Here is a 17,629-nt window from a genome sequence, read left to right as displayed (position 1 = left end):
GTCTTCACGTACCCGCGCCTTCTGGTCCCTTTTTGCTCCGAGAGGATTCGCCCGATGTCCGCTTCTCACCCTACCGGACTCACCGAACAGGACGTCTTGCTCGCCCTGAAAGGAGTTCAGGATCCGGACCTCAAGCGCGACCTGGTCGACCTCGGGATGATCAAGGATATCCGGATCACCGACCAGTTCCTTGAGCTTACGGTCAACCTCACCACCCCGGCCTGTCCCTTGAAAGGGAAGATCGAGGCCGACGTCCGCGAAGCGATTGGCCGCAATCTCGGCAACGCTCGCGAACTCCGCGTCAACATGACCGCCGACGTTCGGGGCAAGGGGGTGATCGAGAAAGGGGACATCCCCGGCGTGCGGAACGTCATCGCCGTCGGATCGGGCAAGGGGGGGGTCGGGAAGTCCACCCTCGCCGCCTCGCTCGCGTATGGCCTGCAACACTACGGATCGAAGGTCGGCCTGATGGACGCCGACGTCTACGGCCCTTCGGTCCCTCACCTTGTGGGCGCGTCGGGCCGACCGATGGCCAAGGGAGAACGGATTCAGCCGATCGAGGCCAACGGCCTGAAGCTCATGTCGATCGGGTTTCTGGTCAAGCCCGAGCAGGCCGTCATCATGCGAGGCCCGATGCTCCACGGCATCGTCAACCAGTTTCTCCATCAGGTGGACTGGGGCGAACTGGATTACCTCGTCATCGACCTGCCTCCCGGCACCGGCGATGTCCCCTTGACCCTCTCACAAAGCCTCCCGCTGACCGGCGCTGTGGTCGTGTGCACACCTCAAGAGGTTGCCCTGCTCGACGCGACCCGCGCTGTCGCCATGTTCCGTCAGCTCAAGGTGCCCTTGCTCGGCATGGTCGAAAATATGAGCTTCCTCGACCCTCCCAACGGCGGGGAACGCATGTACCCGTTTGGTCACGGCGGCGCCCGTCGTCGGGCTGAGGAACTGGATGTGCCCTTCCTCGGTGAAGTTCCGCTCGTCTTGGACATCCGCGAAAAAGGGGACGTCGGCCTCCTCCACGAGACCCTTGCCGAGGGTTCACCATCGCGTCCTTACCTGCTCAGTGTCGTCGAGGCCCTTGCCCAGCAGATCAGCATCCGCAACCTCAAAGCACCGAAGATGCCAACCCTGGAAATTCTCAGCTAGGGTTGGTGACCGTCGTTCTTGCTTCATGCAACGACGCATCGAGCGCCGGAAGGGAATTGATCCCCCCCGGCCCTCCATGTGGTCGATGCGTGAGTCAAGAGACTACCCCCAGGGTTTCAGAACGCGATGGGCCCGTCCTGCTCGACCGTGAAGGCAAGGCACGCTCGGAGATCGGCTTCGGTCAGCTCAGGATAATTCTTGAGGATGTCGTCCCAACTCCAGCCGTCGACGATCATCGAGACCACCTGCCCAGCCGTGATCCAGGTGCCTCGAACCACGGGAGACTCCTCCGAAACCTGCTCATCGAAGATCAGGCGGTCTCGCCAGGGAAGTTCGTCGGTATCGGTCGAGACGGCAATCGGTCGGTCCTCTTCGAAGCTCACCAGCTGATCGTTGTTGCTCGGAAGCGGGGACATCGAGGACGTGTCTCCGATCCGGCTTGAGGATGGAGCTGGATGACCCCAGCCCTCAACCCGGGCCGATTTGGCCGTGATCAGCGCATCGAGCGCCCGGTCGATTGACTGTTCCGCCTGAGACAGTTCCTCGGCCATCCCCTCCAGGCCATTTCCCCCGGCAACCAGAGCTCGCAATCGGCTCACGGCGAGGAGGACCCGATCCACCATCAACGCTTCCACCAAACCGTTCGGTGCCAGCTCGGCCCGAAGCGCTTCGAGCACCTTCGAAAAATCCCGGTCGTTGCCACCCAGTACACCAAGCGGAGCCGAGACACTGTTCATTGCGGAGAACACCGTGGTATCCATGTTGATCCTCTTTGATGGGAGATCCAAGACCGTCGCGTGATTTGAATTCGTGACCAGAAACGGGAATCGAACCGCGAGCGTTTCATTTGAGAGCGGAGACATGGCTGAGGGCTCCATCGCTGGGGTCGATCATCGACCAGTTGCGTCCGGTGATCACCGTCGATCACCGTTTGTGTGGCTTACGAAAACAACATCGTTTTTTTGGGAAGCTCCAGTCACAAAAAGTCTGCGGCCAATCGCCATAATAGGACAATTTCTGTTGTAACCCTTGACTGTGTCGAGGGTAAAAAATTTGTCCGGTTGCAGACCATCGTGCGCAACTAGGCAGAATCGGTTTCCCGCGAGTACGAAAAAAAGGCCCCGGGCGACATCGACCGGGGCCTGATCGGAGTCTCATGAGGAGGGGTGGCGACGACCGGAGGGCGTGTCAACCGCGACGGAGGGCCCGGCCGGGGGTTGCACCCGTCGGCTCGCCGTCGAAGAGGGCGAGGGTCCCGTTGACCAGGACGTGACGAACGCCTTCCGCCTCGGTACGGCCAGCCTCGTAGGTCGAATGATCACGGATGGTCGCCGGGTCGAAGATCGCCAGGTCGGCGGCAAAGCCAGGGCGGACCAGGCCGCGATCGGTCAGGCGATAGCGGCGAGCCGCGTGACTGGCAAGGTGAACGATCGCGGTTCCCCAGTCGTAATCCTTCTTTTCACGCGTATGGTAGCCGAGGTATCGGGCAAAGGCCCCCCATCCTCTCGGGTGAGGATGGCTGCCTCGGAAAATTCCATCCGAACCGGCCATGTGAGCGGGGTGGCGAAGGATGGCTCGGATGTCCTCTTCGGTTCGATCACCGGCCCGAGCCCCAAAGATTCCAACCGCCATCCCCGACCGAACAAGCAGGTCGCAGACCATGTCTCCGGGAGAGACCCCGGCCTGCCGGGCAGCCTCGACCAGGTTCATGCCTTCGGTCCACTGGTCGTCCGGGTTGGCGGTCATGGTGATGGTGATGGTGTCGAGCCCATAGGTCAGGCCACCGTTGAACCACTCGGAATGCAGTCGGCTGCGAATTTTCGGGTCGGTGAGACGCTCGACCGTCGCCTCGATGCCCCCTTCCTGAACCCAGGGAGGCAGGGCGATCATACCGAGAATCGTGCTGCCGACCAGATACGGGTAGCTGTCGAAGGTCAGGTCGATCCCCTCGGCTCGGGTCTGGTCGACGAGCCCGAGCAACAATTCGGCCGGGCCGTTGTAATGGGAAATATGCACGGCCGCGCCCGATTGGCGGCCAACCTCGGCAATCTCGGCCACGCCTTCCGGGGCTCGGGGACCGTAACCCCGGATATGCGACACGTAGACGCCGTCAAGCGGGGCAATCTCCTCGCAGAGGGCCACGATCTCGCGGACATCGGCGTATCGGCTGGGAATGTAGTCGAGCCCGCTGGAAACCCCGACGGCGCCCGCTTCCATCCCCTCTCGAACGAGCCGGCGCATGGCCTTCAGTTCATCGTCGGTGGCGGCTCGGGTGTCGAGGCCCATGACCTCCATCCGGACATTGCCGTTGGGAATCAAATAAGCCACATTCAGGGCCGTCGTCTTGTTGAACCGGGCGAGGTATTCGGCAACTGTATTCCAGTCGTAGGTGATCCAGTCGGGGTTGCCGTTGAAGCCCGCCGTGTAGCGCCGCATGTAGTCGAGGGTGGTGGGCGAGGCGGGAGCAAAAGCGACACCATCCTGGCCGATGATGTACGTCGTCACCCCTTGCTTCAGAGCAGCCCTGTGGACAGGATCGGCCAGAAGCATCAGATCGCCATGAACGTGAGCATCGATGAATCCCGGCACGACGTAGAGGCCGGTGGCATCGATGATCTGTGCCGCTTCCGCATGGTCGAGTCGGCCCACCTCTGCGATCGAGGTGTCCAGCAGTCCCACATCGGCGCGGAACGGGGGCGCACCGGTCCCATCGACGACCATACCACCCCGGATGATCAGATCAAACCGCATGAAAATGGCTCACTTGTTGGCGGGGACAAGTCGGACCCGGCGCAGGTTCATCACCAGTCCTCCGGGAACCTCGACGGCACGGACCTCCAGTCGGTTCTGGCCGCTCGGAAATTGGATCGCCCCCTTCATCGGTTGAGGAAAGAAGCGGGTGGGGCCTCCGGTGGCATGAACCGGGGCCTCTCGGATCTGATCGTTTGAAACCACCTGGACCACCGCCCCTCCTCGACCCGCAGGGGCGGCATATTCGACGACGACGACGAATTGTCCGGGGGTGTTCAGTTCGAAATCCCAGCGGACCTGCTCGGTCTTGGAAACCCAGTCAACCACATGGGCCGGCTTCCCCGTCACTCGGAGGCGATCACCGAGCAAAATCGCCCGATCAGCCGGTAAATCGAAAATTCCGTGACGATCGGCCTCGGGGCGAAACGGTTCGTCGGCATGAACCGTCGGGATGACGCCCAGAGTCATGATGAGGATCGCCAACACACATCGCGGGAGGTTGGGCATCAACGAAGGATCCAGCAACGACGACGAAGCCGAGCGAGGCGGCCAAGGGGTCTTGAATACATCAGGGAGAGGGCGTATCGATCGTTCGCCAGAGATACCACATGGCCACCGATCGAAACGGGCGCCAGGGCTCGGCCAGCTCGACACAACGCCGGGGAGAGGGTAAGTCCTCCAGCCCATAATGATCCCGAATACCGACTCGAACTCCGAGATCGCCGACCGAAAGGACATCAGGACGATTCAAGGCGAAGATCAGGAACATCTCAGCGGTCCAGGGGCCGATCCCCCGGATCGCGGTCAACTGAGCCATGATCTCCGAATCGTCGAGACGGCCAATCCGGGAGAGGACCAATCGTTTCGTTGCAACCGCTTCACTGAGGTGAAGCACGTACGAGGCTTTGACTCCCGAGAGACCTGCGCTCCGAATGCCCTCCACACCGAGGGCCAGCAGCGTCTCCGCCCGGTGGCGATGAGCCCCTTGGCCTTGAAGCAACCGACGGTTGATCGATGTGGCCGCCTTTGAGGAAATCTGCTGACCCACGATCGCACGAACCAGAATCCCAAAGCGATCCGGTTTCGGTCGGAGCCGGCACGGACCGATTCGATCAATGACGGGGCACCAGCGGGAGTCGCATTTCCGGAGGTGTGCCACCGCGTCGGCCCAGGGGTCGACGCGGTCGGGGTTCACGCTTGGTTTGGGAGGCAACTCATCGGGACTCGGCGAGGGCCTTTTCGATGGCATTGACGACCTTTTCCGATTTCGGATCGTCTCCCGGCTCAAACCGGGCGATGAGTTTCCCGTCACGATCGACGAGGAACTTGGTGAAGTTCCATCGAATCGCGCCACCATTCTCGGGGTGGGCCTCGGAATCGGTGAGGAAGGCGAACAACGGGTGAATCCCCGATCCCTTGACCACGACCTTGGAAAACAAGGGGAAGCTCACCTCATAATTCGACTTGCAGAAGGCTCGGATCTCGGCATTGGTACCCGGCTCTTGCTGGCCAAACTCATTGGCCGGGAAGGCGAGCACCTTGAAGCCTTTCTCTCCGTAGGTACGGTAAAGGTCTTCCAGGCCGTCATACTGCGGGGTGTAACCGCAGTAACTGGCGGTGTTGACGATCAGGAGCACGTCTCCCTCATATTGTTTGAGGTCGACCTCGTTGCCTTCAATGTCGTTGACGGTAAAGTCGAGCACGCGGCGCTGGGCCTCCTGGTCGGACCGGGCGGGACCTGCAAGGAGCAGGGCGATCGAGAGAATCGCGAGTAGAGGTCGCATCATCGAATCAATCTCCGGCGAAATCTCAACGCTGAGGTGTTGTGCGAGGGTGGCGAGCCGTCGAAACCCCGATCACACAACCTGATCGAACGTTTCGACGCTCCACGAGAGCGATTGGGATTTATGATGGATCGCCCGGGCCAAGGAATCAAGAGAGATGCGCCTGTTCTCGCGCGTTGCCAGCTTTGTCGATCCCGTTTTGGCTCGACCGTGGCCACCGATCCAGGGCCATGATACGATGACTTCCGATCATCCGACCTCCCGGACTCCGGGAGCCATTCTCCCGAATCTTGATCATCAGGTCCGCTCCGAACCGATCCGCCATGCCCACGCCTTCCGCTGAAGTCCGGGTTCTCCACGACGCGGTCTGCACGGCGTGCGGCCTCCTGTGCGATGACATCACCCTGACTGTCTCGGACGATCGGATCATCGAGGCCAATCGAGCCTGTCATCGCGGGCGATCCTGGTTCCTGGCCGATTATCAGGTTGCAGACCTGCCTCCGGCATCGGTCGATGGAAACGTCGTATCCGTTGCCGAAGCCATCGATCGGGCGGCCTCGCTCCTTGCGAACGCAAGCGCCCCGGTGCTCACCGGCCTGACTTCGGCGACCCTTGAATCCCAATCACTCTCCGCCCGGCTTGCTGATCGGATCGGCGCGACCATCAGTCCCAATCAGACCCAGGAGGCGACCCCTCGCATTCTCGCCATTCAACGAGCCGGGGCCACACTCGCCTCGTTCGGAGAGGTGATGCATCGGGCGAATGTGATCCTCCTCTGGGGAGTGGACCCTGCCGAAACTCATCCCCGGCTCCGAGAACGGTTGATCGATCCCCCCGGCCGCTTCGTCCCCGAAGGTCGGGCCGGTCGGACGGTCCTGGTGGTCGATGCCGGAACCTCGGAATGCCGGACTTGGGCCGACGAAGCGATTGCCGTGACAATGGGCCGCCACTCCGAGGCAATTCAGGCCTTGCGGGCCGCCGTCCGGGGGGTTGCGGCCGATCTAGTCCGTCTTGAACAACACACCGGATCGCCGGTCCAGCGCTGGCAATCGTGGGCGAATCTGCTGAGAACTGCCCGCTACGGAGCGATCATCTTCGGTGCCGAACTGACCCGCGAGGGAGCCTCGGCAATCGAGGCCTTGATGCGATTGATCGACGACCTGAACACGATCACTCGATGCGTGGCCGTTCCCCTTGCCGGCCCCGGCAACCCCGCCGGGGCTGAAGCGATCCTTACCGGAAGGCTGGGCGCTCCGGTGTCGGTCGACCTCGCTGACGGCATCGCACGGTATCGACCATTTGACGCCGATCCCGAGCTCCGTCTGCGATCGGGAGAAGCCGATGCCTTGCTCGTGGTAGGTGAGTTCCAGAAGGAATCCGCCTCAAACCGCCCCGAAGGGCTTCCCACGATTCTTGTTGGACCCAATGCGACCGATCGATCCGCTCCCGGAGTGGTGGCTCTCGCCACGGCAATCCCGGGGATCGACGACGGCGGCATCTTCTGCCGATCCGACGAGGTGACCTTGCCCCTTCGTCCTGTGATCGCCCCCCGTCTCCCTTCGATGAACGAGGTTCTGGCAAGGCTCCTTGAGCACTGTGAGAGTCGTGCCCAGGGATCATGCCCATCTCGCCCGCTCTCGGCCGGAGCGCATGATGCAGGTTAACGGCGTCCCAATCGTCGATACGTTCGCCGAAGCGTTTCCGATGGCCGGCGCTCGCCTGATCGTCACCGCCGAAACGGCACAATGGGCCGAGATCGCTGCTCGGGAAATGACCGGCTATGCCTCCAGTGTCATTTCCTGCGACGCCGAAGCGGGCATCGAGCGAATGATATCCCCTGACGAAACTCCAGACGGTCGGCCCGGTGTGGCGATCCTGGCGTTCGCCTTCAGCAGAGAGCAACTGGAAAAGGCGCTGGTCAAGCGGGTCGGCCAGTGCGTCATGACCTGCCCGACCACCGCCTGTTACAACGGCTTGCCCATCGGGCCCGATGGCAAAAGCCTGACCATCGGGGGGAAACTCCGCTACTTTGGCGATGGCTGGCAAATCAGCAAGAAGCTTGGCGACCGACGCTTCTGGCGTGTGCCTGTCATGGATGGCGAGTTCACCTGCGAAGACCAGTTCGGCTCCGTGAAAGGAGTGGCCGGTGGCAATCTCATCCTTCTCGGCACTGAACCACGATCAACCCTCAACGCCACTGAGATCGCGGTCGAGGCGATGAGGAAGATTCCGGGGGTCATCCTCCCCTTTCCGGGAGGGATCGCCCGCTCCGGATCAAAGGTCGGAAGCAAGTACAAGGCGTTGCTCGCCAGTACCAACACGGCATATGCCCCGATGCTTCGAGGTCTCGTCCCGACGGAATTACCGATCGAGGTTCGTTGCGTGTATGAAATTGTGATTGATGGATTAACACTTCACGATGTTGAGGAGGCGACCCTGGCCGGACTGCGTGCTGGGGCATTGCCGGAAATCGTCGCAATCACGGCAGGAAATTATGGAGGAAAACTCGGCCCCTTCCATCTTCATTTGCACGAACTGTTGAAGCGAAATGCGGATGTTTCCAACATATCTCCCTCAGATCGCTCCCCCAGGCCCTGAAAGTCAACCCTGCGCAGACCATCACAGCCCGCTTGAGTTTCGCACGGAGTGTTCCTTGATGGTTTTGGCGCAAAATTCACGATCTTTCCAGAGAACCCGACCTCGGACGTAATGCCAAACGCTCGCAGTGGTGATCGCGACATACGCTGTGATTCCGGCTGGAAGCGCGAGGGCGAACGCTCTCGGAAGGTTCAGGAAGACCACAACGGGCATTGCCGCTGCCGCCTGACCGATCAAGCCTGCCAGTCCAACCCCGAGCCAGGCGAAGGAATTCAAGCCCATCTCCTGCCAACCCATTCCTCTCAACAAGCCCACCAGGATCGCCAGCCAGGGGGTCCAGGCCATCAATAATCCGAGCAACGCCCCCGTCGCGTACTTGTGGAATTGGTAATCCATCCCTGCATACGCATTCTTGCGTAAACCTCGCCAGATATCCTGAAAGGTCCCGTACATGTGCGTTTGAGAGAGCTCTGGGGCGGCGTCGACCTGAAGTCGTCCTCCCTTGAGCTTGACCCGAGAGGCGAACTGGATGTCCTCGACAATTTCTCCTCGAACGCTCTCGATCCCACCGACGCGATCATACATGGATCGGCGAAGTAACACGAACGCCCCATGCGCCAGGGCCTCGGTTCGAACGGGATCATTCACGCGCCGCAGGGGATAGAGCATGGAGAGAATCTGAATCAAGGCCAGCGCAATCGAGCCCTGCCAGAATGTTTCACAGCGAGGTCGGCCAAGGAAGGAAATGAAATCAGCGCCTGATCGCTCGGCCTGATCAAGCGCGGTGGCGAGTGCGTTCGGGTGAAGCCAAAGATCTGCATCGACCATCCAGACCCATTCCGAATCCGTCGCGTCGACTCCTTGATGCAAGGCCCAGGTCTTCCCCACCCACCCTTCCGGTCGATCCACGCCAGGCAAGAGCCGAACCGGATGACGATCAATCCCGGCGCCGGCAACCGCCTTTCGAACCAGATCGGCCGTCCCGTCCACCGACTGGTCATCGACGATATGAATTGAGAGATGGGGATATTCCTGCGCCATCAGACATTCGAGTGTCTGGGCAATGTGTTCTGCCTCGTTGCGGGCCGGAACAACCGCGGCCACGGTGGGGGCTTCTGCTCCCCAACGCCGATCGGTTGGGCGAAGCCATCGTGACGATCGGGAGCGATGGACGCAGATGAACCCCAGGGCCACCCAGCCGAGAGCAACGACCAGGGCCACGATGAATCCAACGATCATCACGCGATCTCCTGTTTCAATTCAAGGTCGCGTGGTTGCCGGACGGGCTTGGGACCGGATACCAAGGTCCTTAGCAATCCGGCCCGCGGCAATTTTCCCGCTCTGCACCGCCATCGGGAGGCCCGCGCCTGGCTGAACTCCCCCACCAACGAAATACAAACCGGGCACATCGGGCCGGTAATTCAAAGGGCGGAAGCCACCTCCAAGGATGTTGTGCTTACTACTCAATCCGTAGATCGCTCCTCGAAACGCATGAAATTTTCGAGAAAACTCGGCAGGACCTGTCACCAATCGCGAGACGGTCGCATCGGCCAGACCAGACATCCCAGCCCGTTCCAAACGCTCGATCAATCGGTCGGCATACTGTGCTTCGAAATCCGGATCGCCCGCGTTCTCGTCCGGCATTGCCGGGGCACCGATCACGATAAAGGGGTTGCTCCCACCTTCAGGAGCGTCGACCGGATCAGTCGCGCTGGTCACATTCACATACAACGGAGGATCGCTCGGAAACTCGCCACGCTCATACACCTCGTCATAGACCCGGCTCGATCCCTCCGTCAAGACCAGAAGATGATGGGCCGAGAGGTCCCAGGTTCGGTTGCATCCCAGCTGAACGGTAAAGAACGATCCCGAGGGTTCCACCTTTCCCTGACGAATCGTCTCGACCTCAGGCGTAAAGCCGCGGCCCCCACGCAAGAGCCGGTGCGTGTGCACATAATCGCTATTCGACACGACAACATTGCACGGCACCTGGCCATGCGATGTCGCAACCCCTTGCACCTTGCCCGAGGCATCCAGCTCGATGGCTTCGGCTTCGACACCAGTGTGAATCTCGACTCCCAGGTCCCGGCAGGCAGCGGCAATTGCCTGAGGAATGGCGGCGATCCCTCCTGAAGTCGGATACCAGACTCCTTCCCGAATGATCGTCCAGGGGATCACCAGGAGCGAGGCCGGAGCCGTGATCGGGTTGAATCCCGAATACGTCGGGAAGCCATAAAGGAGTTCTCGGATCGGACCGGATCGGAAAGTTCGATCGACCTCGGCCGCATACTGCTGGAATGGGGAGATCACCCTCGCCGAACTCATCAGGGGCGAGGTGAGCACTTGCGGCCAACTTTCGAGCAATCGGTCGCAGTAGGCATGACCAATCTTCGCGGCGAAGCGGTCGAGCCGCTCGAGGAACGGCCCGAGCGCCCTGGCATCCACTGGATCAATCGAGGCAAAGGCATCACGCAAGCCAGGTTCATCTGCGGGCAGGTCCAGCTGCCTGCCGTCCGAGAAGACGACCCGGAAGGCCGGGTCCAACCGCGTCATGGGGAGGTAGTGATCCGGGTCGAGCCCCGACTGCGAAAACAATTCGCGATAAACCCAGGGCATGACGACAATGCTGGGTCCCTCGTCCCAGCGAAACCCAGCCTCGCGGCGCTCACTGGCCTTGCCGCCAAGGTTGGCGTGACGCTCCAGCAAGGTCACTGGCAATCCCCGTCTCGCCAGTTCCAGGGCAGAGGAGAGTCCACCGACTCCTCCTCCAATCACGACCACATGCGATCCTGCCATGCCGCGTTCTCAATCAAGGTCGGGACGGGAACGCCGATTGGCCGACTGCCGGCCGCAACAACATCCGTTGGCTTCATCAGATTTAGTGTAGGCGCGACGGCCACGGCGATCCAGAATCGAAGCACCGCAAGCACGCTCAGCTCAATGCGATCACGGTGTGGTGGCCTGGAAAGAACCTCGAATTCGCTTCTGAATTGTGTTGCATGCCCCTAGAGTAAGCTTCAAAATATTCATGCTGTTCCCGTCTCCCTGCGCGTTGTTCCAATCTTCTGGTCCGGTTTCCCGAATTCTGATCGGGATTCCCCTCAATCTCCCGGACCATCCGCGAAGGAGGGTTGACTATGCAGATTCGAAGCGTCCTTTCAGGAACGTCTCGGTCGATCATCACCATCGGCAGAGATGCAACTGTTTCCGAAGCGGTCGGCGTCCTGGTCCGTGAAAATATCGGGTCACTTCCCGTCGTGGATGACACCGGTGCGATGGTCGGCATCTTCACTGAGCGGGACGTCCTCCGAGGACTGCACGATCAAGGCAAGGAGTTCTGCCACGCGCCGATCCAATCCGTGATGACCCCTCAGGTCGTCTCATGCTCCGTCTCCGAATCCGTCCACGATGCGATGGGACGCATGAGCGAACACCGTATCGGTCAGCTTCCCGTCCTCGAAGATGACGGCAGTCTGATCGGTCTCGTCTCGGTCGGCGACCTGATCCGGTTCCTGCACGAATCGGCCGAGGAGGAGCGGAAGAACCTCTTGAATTACGTCTACGGCTCCGCCTAACGGTTCCTCGAACCCGCTGACATGCCGGGCGTTCCACGGTCGACCGATCCCCGTCCCCGGGCTCAACGACTCCTTGATCCGGGGGAAGGGTGTTGTTCGTCGTCCGACTCACGATACGGCGGCAAGTGCCTGTTCCAGATCGGCGGCGAGGTCGTTCGGATCTTCGAGGCCGATCGACAAGCGGATCAGGCCGGGGGTGATTCCATGCCGATCGAGCAAGGCGGGATCTTGACCTCGATGGCTGGTGGTCGCCGGGTGGCTCAGGGTTGTGGCCACATCTCCCAGGCTGGGGGCAAACGGAATCTGGCGGAGATTTCGGATAAAGGCATCAGCGCGATGCCGATTCCCAAGGTCGATCGTGACAATCGCGCCAAATCCACCCTGAAGCACGGTGCGGGCACGGTCGTGATCGGGATGATTCGGTAAGCCTGGGTAATGGACCGCCCGGATCGCCGAGGATCGGGAGAGCCGACTGGCCAGATCGAGTGCCGTCGCGCAACTCCGCGACGATCGAAGGGGCAAGGTCGCAAGCCCTCGGCAGGCGAGCCAGCTCTCGAACGGGTTGCCGGAAAGGCCGAAGGTCGAGCCGATTCCACGAAGTCGATCCATCTCCTCTTGCGAGCCGGCGACAAGCCCCAACGTGAGGTCGCTGTGGCCTCCGATCAGCTTCGTTCCGGAGTGAACCACATACGAGGCTCCCAAGTCCAGCGGTCGGCAGAGCAGGGGGGCAAACGTATGATCCACCACCAGCTTTGCTCCAGCATTCTTCGCGATCGTGGCCAAACCAGGAAGATCCGGCAAACGGAGCAGGGGGTTCGAGAGGGTCTCGACCATCACAAGTCGGGTCCGGTCGCGGAGCACCGCAACGAGAGAGTCGGGCCGAGTCGCATCAAAACCGGTCGCCTCGATCCCGAAACGTCTCAGCTCCCGATCAATGAGTGAAATAGTCTTTCCATAAAGCTGTTCGGCGAACGCGATATGGTCTCCCGATCCCAGTTCCGAGAGCAACACAGCGGCCGTGGCCGCCATGCCCGACGCACAGACGGCAGCAGCCTCAGCCCCTTCGAGCGCAGCAATCCGAGCGGCGAGCGCACTGGCGTTGGGGTGTCCATCCCTCGCATAAACGAACCCATCCGCCTGCCTCTGGTAGACGGCATCGACATGGTCGAGCCCTTCAAACCGATACACCACGCTCAACTGGGGAGCGGGAACCAGGGGAACCGACGTGGATTCGGCGAGCAGAGTCGGTCGGGCACAAATCGTTTCCGGAGCAGCCTGGGCGGGGGAAACACGGGGGGCGCTGAAAGGCTCGATCGGGTCCATTCGGCAAGCTCAAACCAGAAGTGGGAACCCAGGGGGTGACAAGACGAGGAATAAACGAGGCGGGGTCGAGGGTACAACAGATGACACATCAGGTCATTTCGCGCCGATCGGACCATACTCCTTGCGGTGGAGCCGTCCGGCGACACCAAGCCGTACGATCGCTTCTCCCAGATGCTTCAACGCCAGGCGATGATTCCCGGCAGCTCGGCATGCCTCGGCCTCTCGACGGCTTCGTGTCAGCTCAGCCCAATCGACCGGCCAGGCCTGCTCGACCGCGGTGGAGTGCACGCGGCGAAGATCTTCTCCCAGGCGATCAAACAGAGTCGCGTCGAGTGGACAGGGAGCCGAGACGTAAATGGATTCCTCGACCGGCTCCAACGCGGGCTTCCGTTGAAAGGCATTCACGAGACCGGTCAATGAGAAACCCTTCCCTTTTCCAGCTTTCTCGGCGGCCACCCCATTGGTCGTGACGGATCGCGAGGGATCATCGGGATCCTCCCAGGGACCGGTTCGGACCACCATGACGGTGATGTTGTCCTGCCCTCCTCGCAGGTTCGCGAGATGGAGCAGATACTTGCACGCCTCTTCCGGGTGGAAGACCGACGCAAATGCCCCGATTTCCGGGTCTTCAACCGGACCAGACAGACCATCGGAGCAGAGCAGGAACACGTCGCCCGATTCCACCGGATACGGCCCCTCGATATCGACCTCAATATTGGGATCGGGTCCGAGGCTCCGAGTAATGACGTTCTTCGGCACCGAACGCATCGCTTCCTCGCGAGACAGGTGCCCGCGATGAAACAACTCCCAGACGAGGCTGTGGTCGAACGTCAATTGCTCGATCGTTCCATTGCGAACGCGGTAGACCCGGGAATCTCCCACGTGAGCGATCAGCGCCCCAGCCGGCAGAAGGACGAGGGCTGAGGCCGTGGTGCCCATCCCCTCAAAATCCTTGTTGGCCGTGGCCTTGGTATGAATGATCTTGGCGACCTCGCGATAGGCTCGGGTCAAACCCTCGGCGGGGCTGTCAATCTTCAGCTTCGCGAAGTTATGAGGAATGTTGTCGCAGGCAAGCTTGCTGGCCAGCTCTCCCGCAGCGTGCGCTCCCATGCCATCGGCAACCATGAACACATGACCGCGTTTCTTCCAGGTCTCGATCGTCTTGGCGCGGACGATCGCATGGCTGTCCTGGTTATTCGACCGACGCATTCCTGTGTCGGTCGCCGCGGCATCGATAATAATCTCTTGCCAGTTCACGACCGGCTCCCGCTGATTCGTCGATCGCACTCTGCTGGTCGGCGGCAGCGTCTCGATCGAAGGGGGGCGTACTCCTCGGACACAATCAACCCTGACGCGACGACCATCCAGCCTCGAGGTACAGGTCACGCGATCATGATCGCCCGCGACCATTGAAACGATCTTACCGACCGATCCGACCGCTCAATAGACCCCAGACAACCTGAACCGGACGGATTTCCATCCGATCACGAGAGGATTGCTTCTCTCCCTCAGGGTAACGCGTCTCGTGGTAGGCACGAAAGAGTACTTCGACTAAGGTGGAAATGTGACCGTCTTGGGACCCGGGAAGTTTCCCCCGTCCTCAAACGCCTTGCTGACCCGGTCCCGCACCCGAGACCCAATCCGGCATGATTCCCTTCTCCCGGCCTCCCGACATCGCATTTCAGAAGCGCACTCTCTCGAACGGACTCGATGTCATCGTTCGCCGAGACCCTCGCCTGCCCCTCGTGGCCGTGAACCTCTGGTATCACGTTGGCTCGAAGAACGAACGGCACGGCCAGCGCGGTTTCGCCCATCTGTTCGAACATCTCATGTTCGAGGGGTCGCAGCATTTCCCTGGCGATTTCTTTAAACCGCTCCAGCCGAAAGGGGCCTACGTCAACGGCTCGACCTCTCCCGACCGCACCAATTACATCATTGATCTGCCGACGGCCCACCTGGAACTGGCCCTGGCGATGGAATCGGATCGGATGGGCCATCTCCTCCCGGCGCTGAGCGAAGAAAAGCTGAGCATCCAGAAAGGGGTTGTCCAGAACGAATACCGACAAAACTACGCAAATCGCCCGTATGGCAGTGTTCCTCGGGTCTTGCCTGAAGCCCTCTATTCGCCCGATCACCCCTATCATTGGCCGACCATCGGTGCCATGGAAGACGTGGCCGCGGCCTCCCTGGTCCAGGTGGAATCGTTCTTCCGACGGTTCTATGTTCCCAGCAACGCCAGTCTTTGCCTCGTCGGCGAGCTTGACGAGGATCAGGCCTTCTCGGTCGCGGAACGATACTTCGACTCGATTCCGGGCGGCGTCCCCGCGATGCTTCCGTCACTTCCAGAGACCATCGCCCTGCCGAGCGATCCGATCCTCCTGCGAGATCGGGTCGAGTTGAACCGTCTTTACCTGACCTGGCACACCGTCCCCCAGTTCCACCCTGACGACGCCCCTCTGGGACTCGCCGCCGACGTGCTGGCCCGGGGCCGATCGAGCCGACTCTACCGCAAGCTCGTCCTCGATACCCAAATCGCCCAGAACGTTTCGGCCTACCAGTCCGGCCGAGAGCTGGCCGGAACCTTCGGCATCATGGTCACGCTCCGACCGGGACAGTCCTGGGAAGCCGCCCGAGACCTGATCGACACCGAACTGGCCAGCATTGCCCGGCACGTCACTCCTGAGGAGTTGCAACGCGCCCAGACCGGCAGGCTCGGCGCCTTGATTTACGCCTTGGAGTCGCTCGGCGGCTTCGGTGGTGTGGCCGATCGACTCAACGCGTACAACGTCTATCTCGGGGACCCGGGTAGGATTACGTCCGATTTCGATCGTTTCGCTCGGGTCACTCCCGATCAGATCACCGAGGTCATGCGTCGCGTGATCGCTGGAGAAGATGGCACGACGACCCCTCGGGTTGAGCTGGTCGTCCTCGGTCGAAACCGGTCATCGACGCCCGAGCCGATCGACCGAGCACAACCGCCGCCCGCCGCGTCTCCCGTGGCCTTCCGGGCACCGGTTCCCGAGCGATTGCGTCTCAGATGCGGTGCTGAGCTTTGGGCGATCGCGCGGCGCGATCTTCCGGTCATTACCGCCAGCCTCGCCGTTCCCGGAGGAGCTGGGGTCGTCGCTCCCGATCGGGCCGGGCTGGCCAGCCTGACCGCAGCGATGCTCGACGAGGGAACCACGACCCGATCGGCTTCTGATCTGGCGATCGAGGCCGAATCGATCGCCACCAGCCTCTGGGCCTCAGCCGGTTGGGATGGTTCTTACATCGGCCTGCGATGCCTGACGGCGAACCTCGAGAAGAGCCTCGACCTGGCCATTGACATCCTTCGTCATCCGACCTTCCCCGAGGCCGAGTGGAACCGCATCCAGCATCAAACCCTCGCCGCGCTTCAAGCCCGGCGAGACCGAGCGGAGACACTCGCAGCCCTCGCACTCCTCCGGACCCTTTATGGCGAGGATCATCCCTATCAAGTCCCGGCAGATGGCACCATCGGATCGGTCGAGCAGCTCGACCGGGAGCACCTGCGACAGTTTCACTCGGATCGCTACCTCCCCGTCGGATCAGCCTGGATCGTCGCAGGAGACATCGACCCGGAGGCAATCGCCCGGCAACTTGATGATCGTCTCGGCGACTGGTCCGGAACCGCTCCCGAGCCGATTCCTCCCAGCGCTCCGCCCTCAGCGTCTCGCCGCAGAATTCTTCTGGTCGACCGTCCCGACGCTCCTCAGGCAAACGTCCGGGTCGGTCAGATCGGCTTGCATCGACGAGCAGACGATTACCTCGATGCCATTGTCTTGAACCAGATTCTTGGCGGTCAGTTTTCCTCTCGGCTCAACGAGTCGCTCCGGGAACGTCGGGGGATGACCTACGGGGTTCGCAGCGCCTTCGATGCCCGGCGCGGAGCCGGTCCATTCACCGTCTCAGCGGCCGTGCAGAGTGACCGAGCTGCGGAGGCGGTCGAGGAAATCGTCCGGGAGATCGAACGTTTGCTCGGCGATCGGCCCCCCTCGGATCGCGAACTCGACGACGCAAAGCGAAGTCTTCTTGAAGGCCACGCCCGGCACTTCGAAACCCCTTCGGACCTGGTTTCCCGCTTTGCCAGTCTGTTCCTGCACGGCTTGCCAGCAGACCACCACGCCCGGTTCGCGGAACGCCTGGATGCCGTGAGCCTCGACTCAATGGCTCGGGCCGCCTCCCGTCGCCTTCGTCCGGAAGGATTGGTCGCGGTCGTGGTGGCCGACGCAGACGACGTCCTCGGCCCGCTCGAAGCCCTCGGCTGGGGACCGGTCGAGCGGATCGACGTGTCCGAATGAAAACGCCTCAGACGTCGTCCTTCTCTGAGGGTCTTCGGAATCGTGATCGAGAACCCTCTGTTCCGAGGGGTTCTGGTCTCGTGCGTTACAATGATTTGACCACAATCAGGGGTTCCTCGATCATTTT

Annotated in this window: 15 protein-coding genes; 6 read left to right on the top strand and 9 right to left on the bottom strand. The window is 61.3% G+C overall.

Annotation, left to right across the window (positions count from 1 at the left end; all coding sequences use genetic code 11):
* Positions 1–54 precede the first annotated feature (54 nt).
* Entirely contained in the window at positions 55–1,152 is a 1,098-nt protein-coding gene (locus HG800_RS01700; RefSeq protein ID WP_169973011.1) for an Mrp/NBP35 family ATP-binding protein, read from the top strand.
* Between the two features lie 116 nt (positions 1,153–1,268).
* Here the strand turns inward: HG800_RS01700 and HG800_RS26885 are convergent, their stop codons facing one another.
* The 5 genes from HG800_RS26885 to HG800_RS01675 all read right to left on the bottom strand — a co-directional run bounded on the left by HG800_RS26885 (position 1,269) and on the right by HG800_RS01675 (position 5,690).
* Entirely contained in the window at positions 1,269–1,913 is a 645-nt protein-coding gene (locus HG800_RS26885; protein ID WP_206352081.1) for a DUF433 domain-containing protein, read from the bottom strand.
* A 427-nt stretch (positions 1,914–2,340) separates the two neighbouring features.
* Positions 2,341–3,903, bottom strand: a complete 1,563-nt coding sequence (locus HG800_RS01690; protein WP_169973009.1) for an N-acyl-D-amino-acid deacylase family protein — start codon at positions 3,901–3,903, stop codon at positions 2,341–2,343.
* A 9-nt stretch (positions 3,904–3,912) separates the two neighbouring features.
* Positions 3,913–4,410 (bottom strand): hypothetical protein, encoded by a 498-nt coding sequence (locus tag HG800_RS01685; RefSeq protein ID WP_169973007.1) that lies wholly within the window; start codon positions 4,408–4,410, stop codon positions 3,913–3,915.
* A gap of 61 nt (positions 4,411–4,471) precedes the next feature.
* The gene (locus HG800_RS01680; RefSeq protein WP_169973005.1) at positions 4,472–5,116 is read right to left on the bottom strand and encodes a DNA-3-methyladenine glycosylase family protein; all 645 of its coding nucleotides are present in this window, start codon (positions 5,114–5,116) and stop codon (positions 4,472–4,474) included.
* Between the two features lies 1 nt (position 5,117).
* Entirely contained in the window at positions 5,118–5,690 is a 573-nt protein-coding gene (locus HG800_RS01675; protein ID WP_169973003.1) for a glutathione peroxidase, read from the bottom strand.
* Positions 5,691–5,844: 154 nt separating this feature from the next.
* On the opposite strand from HG800_RS01675, the gene HG800_RS01670 reads away from it, so the two are divergent.
* Genes HG800_RS01670 through fhcD form a run of 3 tightly spaced genes read left to right on the top strand, consistent with a single transcriptional unit; the run spans position 5,845 to position 8,285 of the window.
* On the top strand, positions 5,845–6,030 hold the full coding sequence (locus HG800_RS01670) for a hypothetical protein (RefSeq protein ID WP_169973001.1): 186 nt from the start codon (positions 5,845–5,847) through the stop codon (positions 6,028–6,030).
* The gene (locus HG800_RS01665; protein ID WP_169972999.1) at positions 6,011–7,351 is read left to right on the top strand and encodes a formylmethanofuran dehydrogenase subunit B; all 1,341 of its coding nucleotides are present in this window, start codon (positions 6,011–6,013) and stop codon (positions 7,349–7,351) included. The genes HG800_RS01670 and HG800_RS01665 overlap by 20 nt, the downstream gene beginning before the upstream one ends.
* On the top strand, positions 7,341–8,285 hold the full coding sequence (fhcD, locus tag HG800_RS01660) for a formylmethanofuran--tetrahydromethanopterin N-formyltransferase (protein WP_169973464.1): 945 nt from the start codon (positions 7,341–7,343) through the stop codon (positions 8,283–8,285). Before HG800_RS01665 ends, fhcD begins: the two co-directional genes overlap by 11 nt.
* 21 nt (positions 8,286–8,306) lie before the next feature.
* On the opposite strand, the gene HG800_RS01655 is transcribed toward fhcD, so the two are convergent.
* A complete protein-coding gene (locus tag HG800_RS01655) occupies positions 8,307–9,524 on the bottom strand; it encodes a glycosyltransferase (protein WP_169972997.1) in 1,218 nt (405 codons plus the stop codon).
* Positions 9,525–9,545: 21 nt separating this feature from the next.
* On the bottom strand, positions 9,546–11,081 hold the full coding sequence (locus HG800_RS01650; RefSeq protein WP_169972995.1) for a phytoene desaturase family protein: 1,536 nt from the start codon (positions 11,079–11,081) through the stop codon (positions 9,546–9,548).
* Between the two features lie 341 nt (positions 11,082–11,422).
* Between HG800_RS01650 and HG800_RS01645 the strand changes: the two genes are divergently transcribed.
* Positions 11,423–11,860, top strand: a complete 438-nt coding sequence (locus HG800_RS01645) for a CBS domain-containing protein (protein WP_169972993.1) — start codon at positions 11,423–11,425, stop codon at positions 11,858–11,860.
* Positions 11,861–11,968: 108 nt separating this feature from the next.
* On the opposite strand, the gene HG800_RS01640 is transcribed toward HG800_RS01645, so the two are convergent.
* On the bottom strand, positions 11,969–13,183 hold the full coding sequence (locus HG800_RS01640) for a trans-sulfuration enzyme family protein (RefSeq protein ID WP_169972991.1): 1,215 nt from the start codon (positions 13,181–13,183) through the stop codon (positions 11,969–11,971).
* A 93-nt stretch (positions 13,184–13,276) separates the two neighbouring features.
* On the bottom strand, positions 13,277–14,440 hold the full coding sequence (locus tag HG800_RS01635; RefSeq protein ID WP_169972990.1) for a PP2C family protein-serine/threonine phosphatase: 1,164 nt from the start codon (positions 14,438–14,440) through the stop codon (positions 13,277–13,279).
* A 389-nt stretch (positions 14,441–14,829) separates the two neighbouring features.
* Between HG800_RS01635 and HG800_RS01630 the strand changes: the two genes are divergently transcribed.
* Positions 14,830–17,502, top strand: coding sequence for a M16 family metallopeptidase (locus HG800_RS01630; protein ID WP_169972988.1), 2,673 nt, complete (start codon positions 14,830–14,832; stop codon positions 17,500–17,502).
* The last annotated feature ends 127 nt before the right edge of the window (positions 17,503–17,629 follow it).

This window comes from Tautonia rosea (assembly GCF_012958305.1).
Lineage (GTDB): Bacteria > Planctomycetota > Planctomycetia > Isosphaerales > Isosphaeraceae > Tautonia > Tautonia rosea.
The sequence above is the reverse complement of the archived record's forward strand: the minus strand, read 5'-3'. Positions and strand labels throughout refer to the sequence as shown.

Excerpts from the sequence above, each read along its gene's own strand:
- HG800_RS01700 (WP_169973011.1), top strand. The coding sequence starts at position 55 with ATGTCCGCTTCTCACCCTACCGGACTCACCGAACAGGACGTCTTGCTC.
- HG800_RS26885 (WP_206352081.1), bottom strand. The coding sequence starts at position 1,913 with ATGGATACCACGGTGTTCTCCGCAATGAACAGTGTCTCGGCTCCGCTT.
- HG800_RS01690 (WP_169973009.1), bottom strand. The coding sequence starts at position 3,903 with ATGCGGTTTGATCTGATCATCCGGGGTGGTATGGTCGTCGATGGGACC.
- HG800_RS01685 (WP_169973007.1), bottom strand. The coding sequence starts at position 4,410 with ATGCCCAACCTCCCGCGATGTGTGTTGGCGATCCTCATCATGACTCTG.
- HG800_RS01675 (WP_169973003.1), bottom strand. The coding sequence starts at position 5,690 with ATGATGCGACCTCTACTCGCGATTCTCTCGATCGCCCTGCTCCTTGCA.
- HG800_RS01670 (WP_169973001.1), top strand. The coding sequence starts at position 5,845 with ATGCGCCTGTTCTCGCGCGTTGCCAGCTTTGTCGATCCCGTTTTGGCT.
- HG800_RS01665 (WP_169972999.1), top strand. The coding sequence starts at position 6,011 with ATGCCCACGCCTTCCGCTGAAGTCCGGGTTCTCCACGACGCGGTCTGC.
- fhcD (WP_169973464.1), top strand. The coding sequence starts at position 7,341 with ATGCAGGTTAACGGCGTCCCAATCGTCGATACGTTCGCCGAAGCGTTT.
- HG800_RS01655 (WP_169972997.1), bottom strand. The coding sequence starts at position 9,524 with ATGATCGTTGGATTCATCGTGGCCCTGGTCGTTGCTCTCGGCTGGGTG.
- HG800_RS01650 (WP_169972995.1), bottom strand. The coding sequence starts at position 11,081 with ATGGCAGGATCGCATGTGGTCGTGATTGGAGGAGGAGTCGGTGGACTC.
- HG800_RS01645 (WP_169972993.1), top strand. The coding sequence starts at position 11,423 with ATGCAGATTCGAAGCGTCCTTTCAGGAACGTCTCGGTCGATCATCACC.
- HG800_RS01640 (WP_169972991.1), bottom strand. The coding sequence starts at position 13,183 with ATGGACCCGATCGAGCCTTTCAGCGCCCCCCGTGTTTCCCCCGCCCAG.
- HG800_RS01630 (WP_169972988.1), top strand. The coding sequence starts at position 14,830 with ATGATTCCCTTCTCCCGGCCTCCCGACATCGCATTTCAGAAGCGCACT.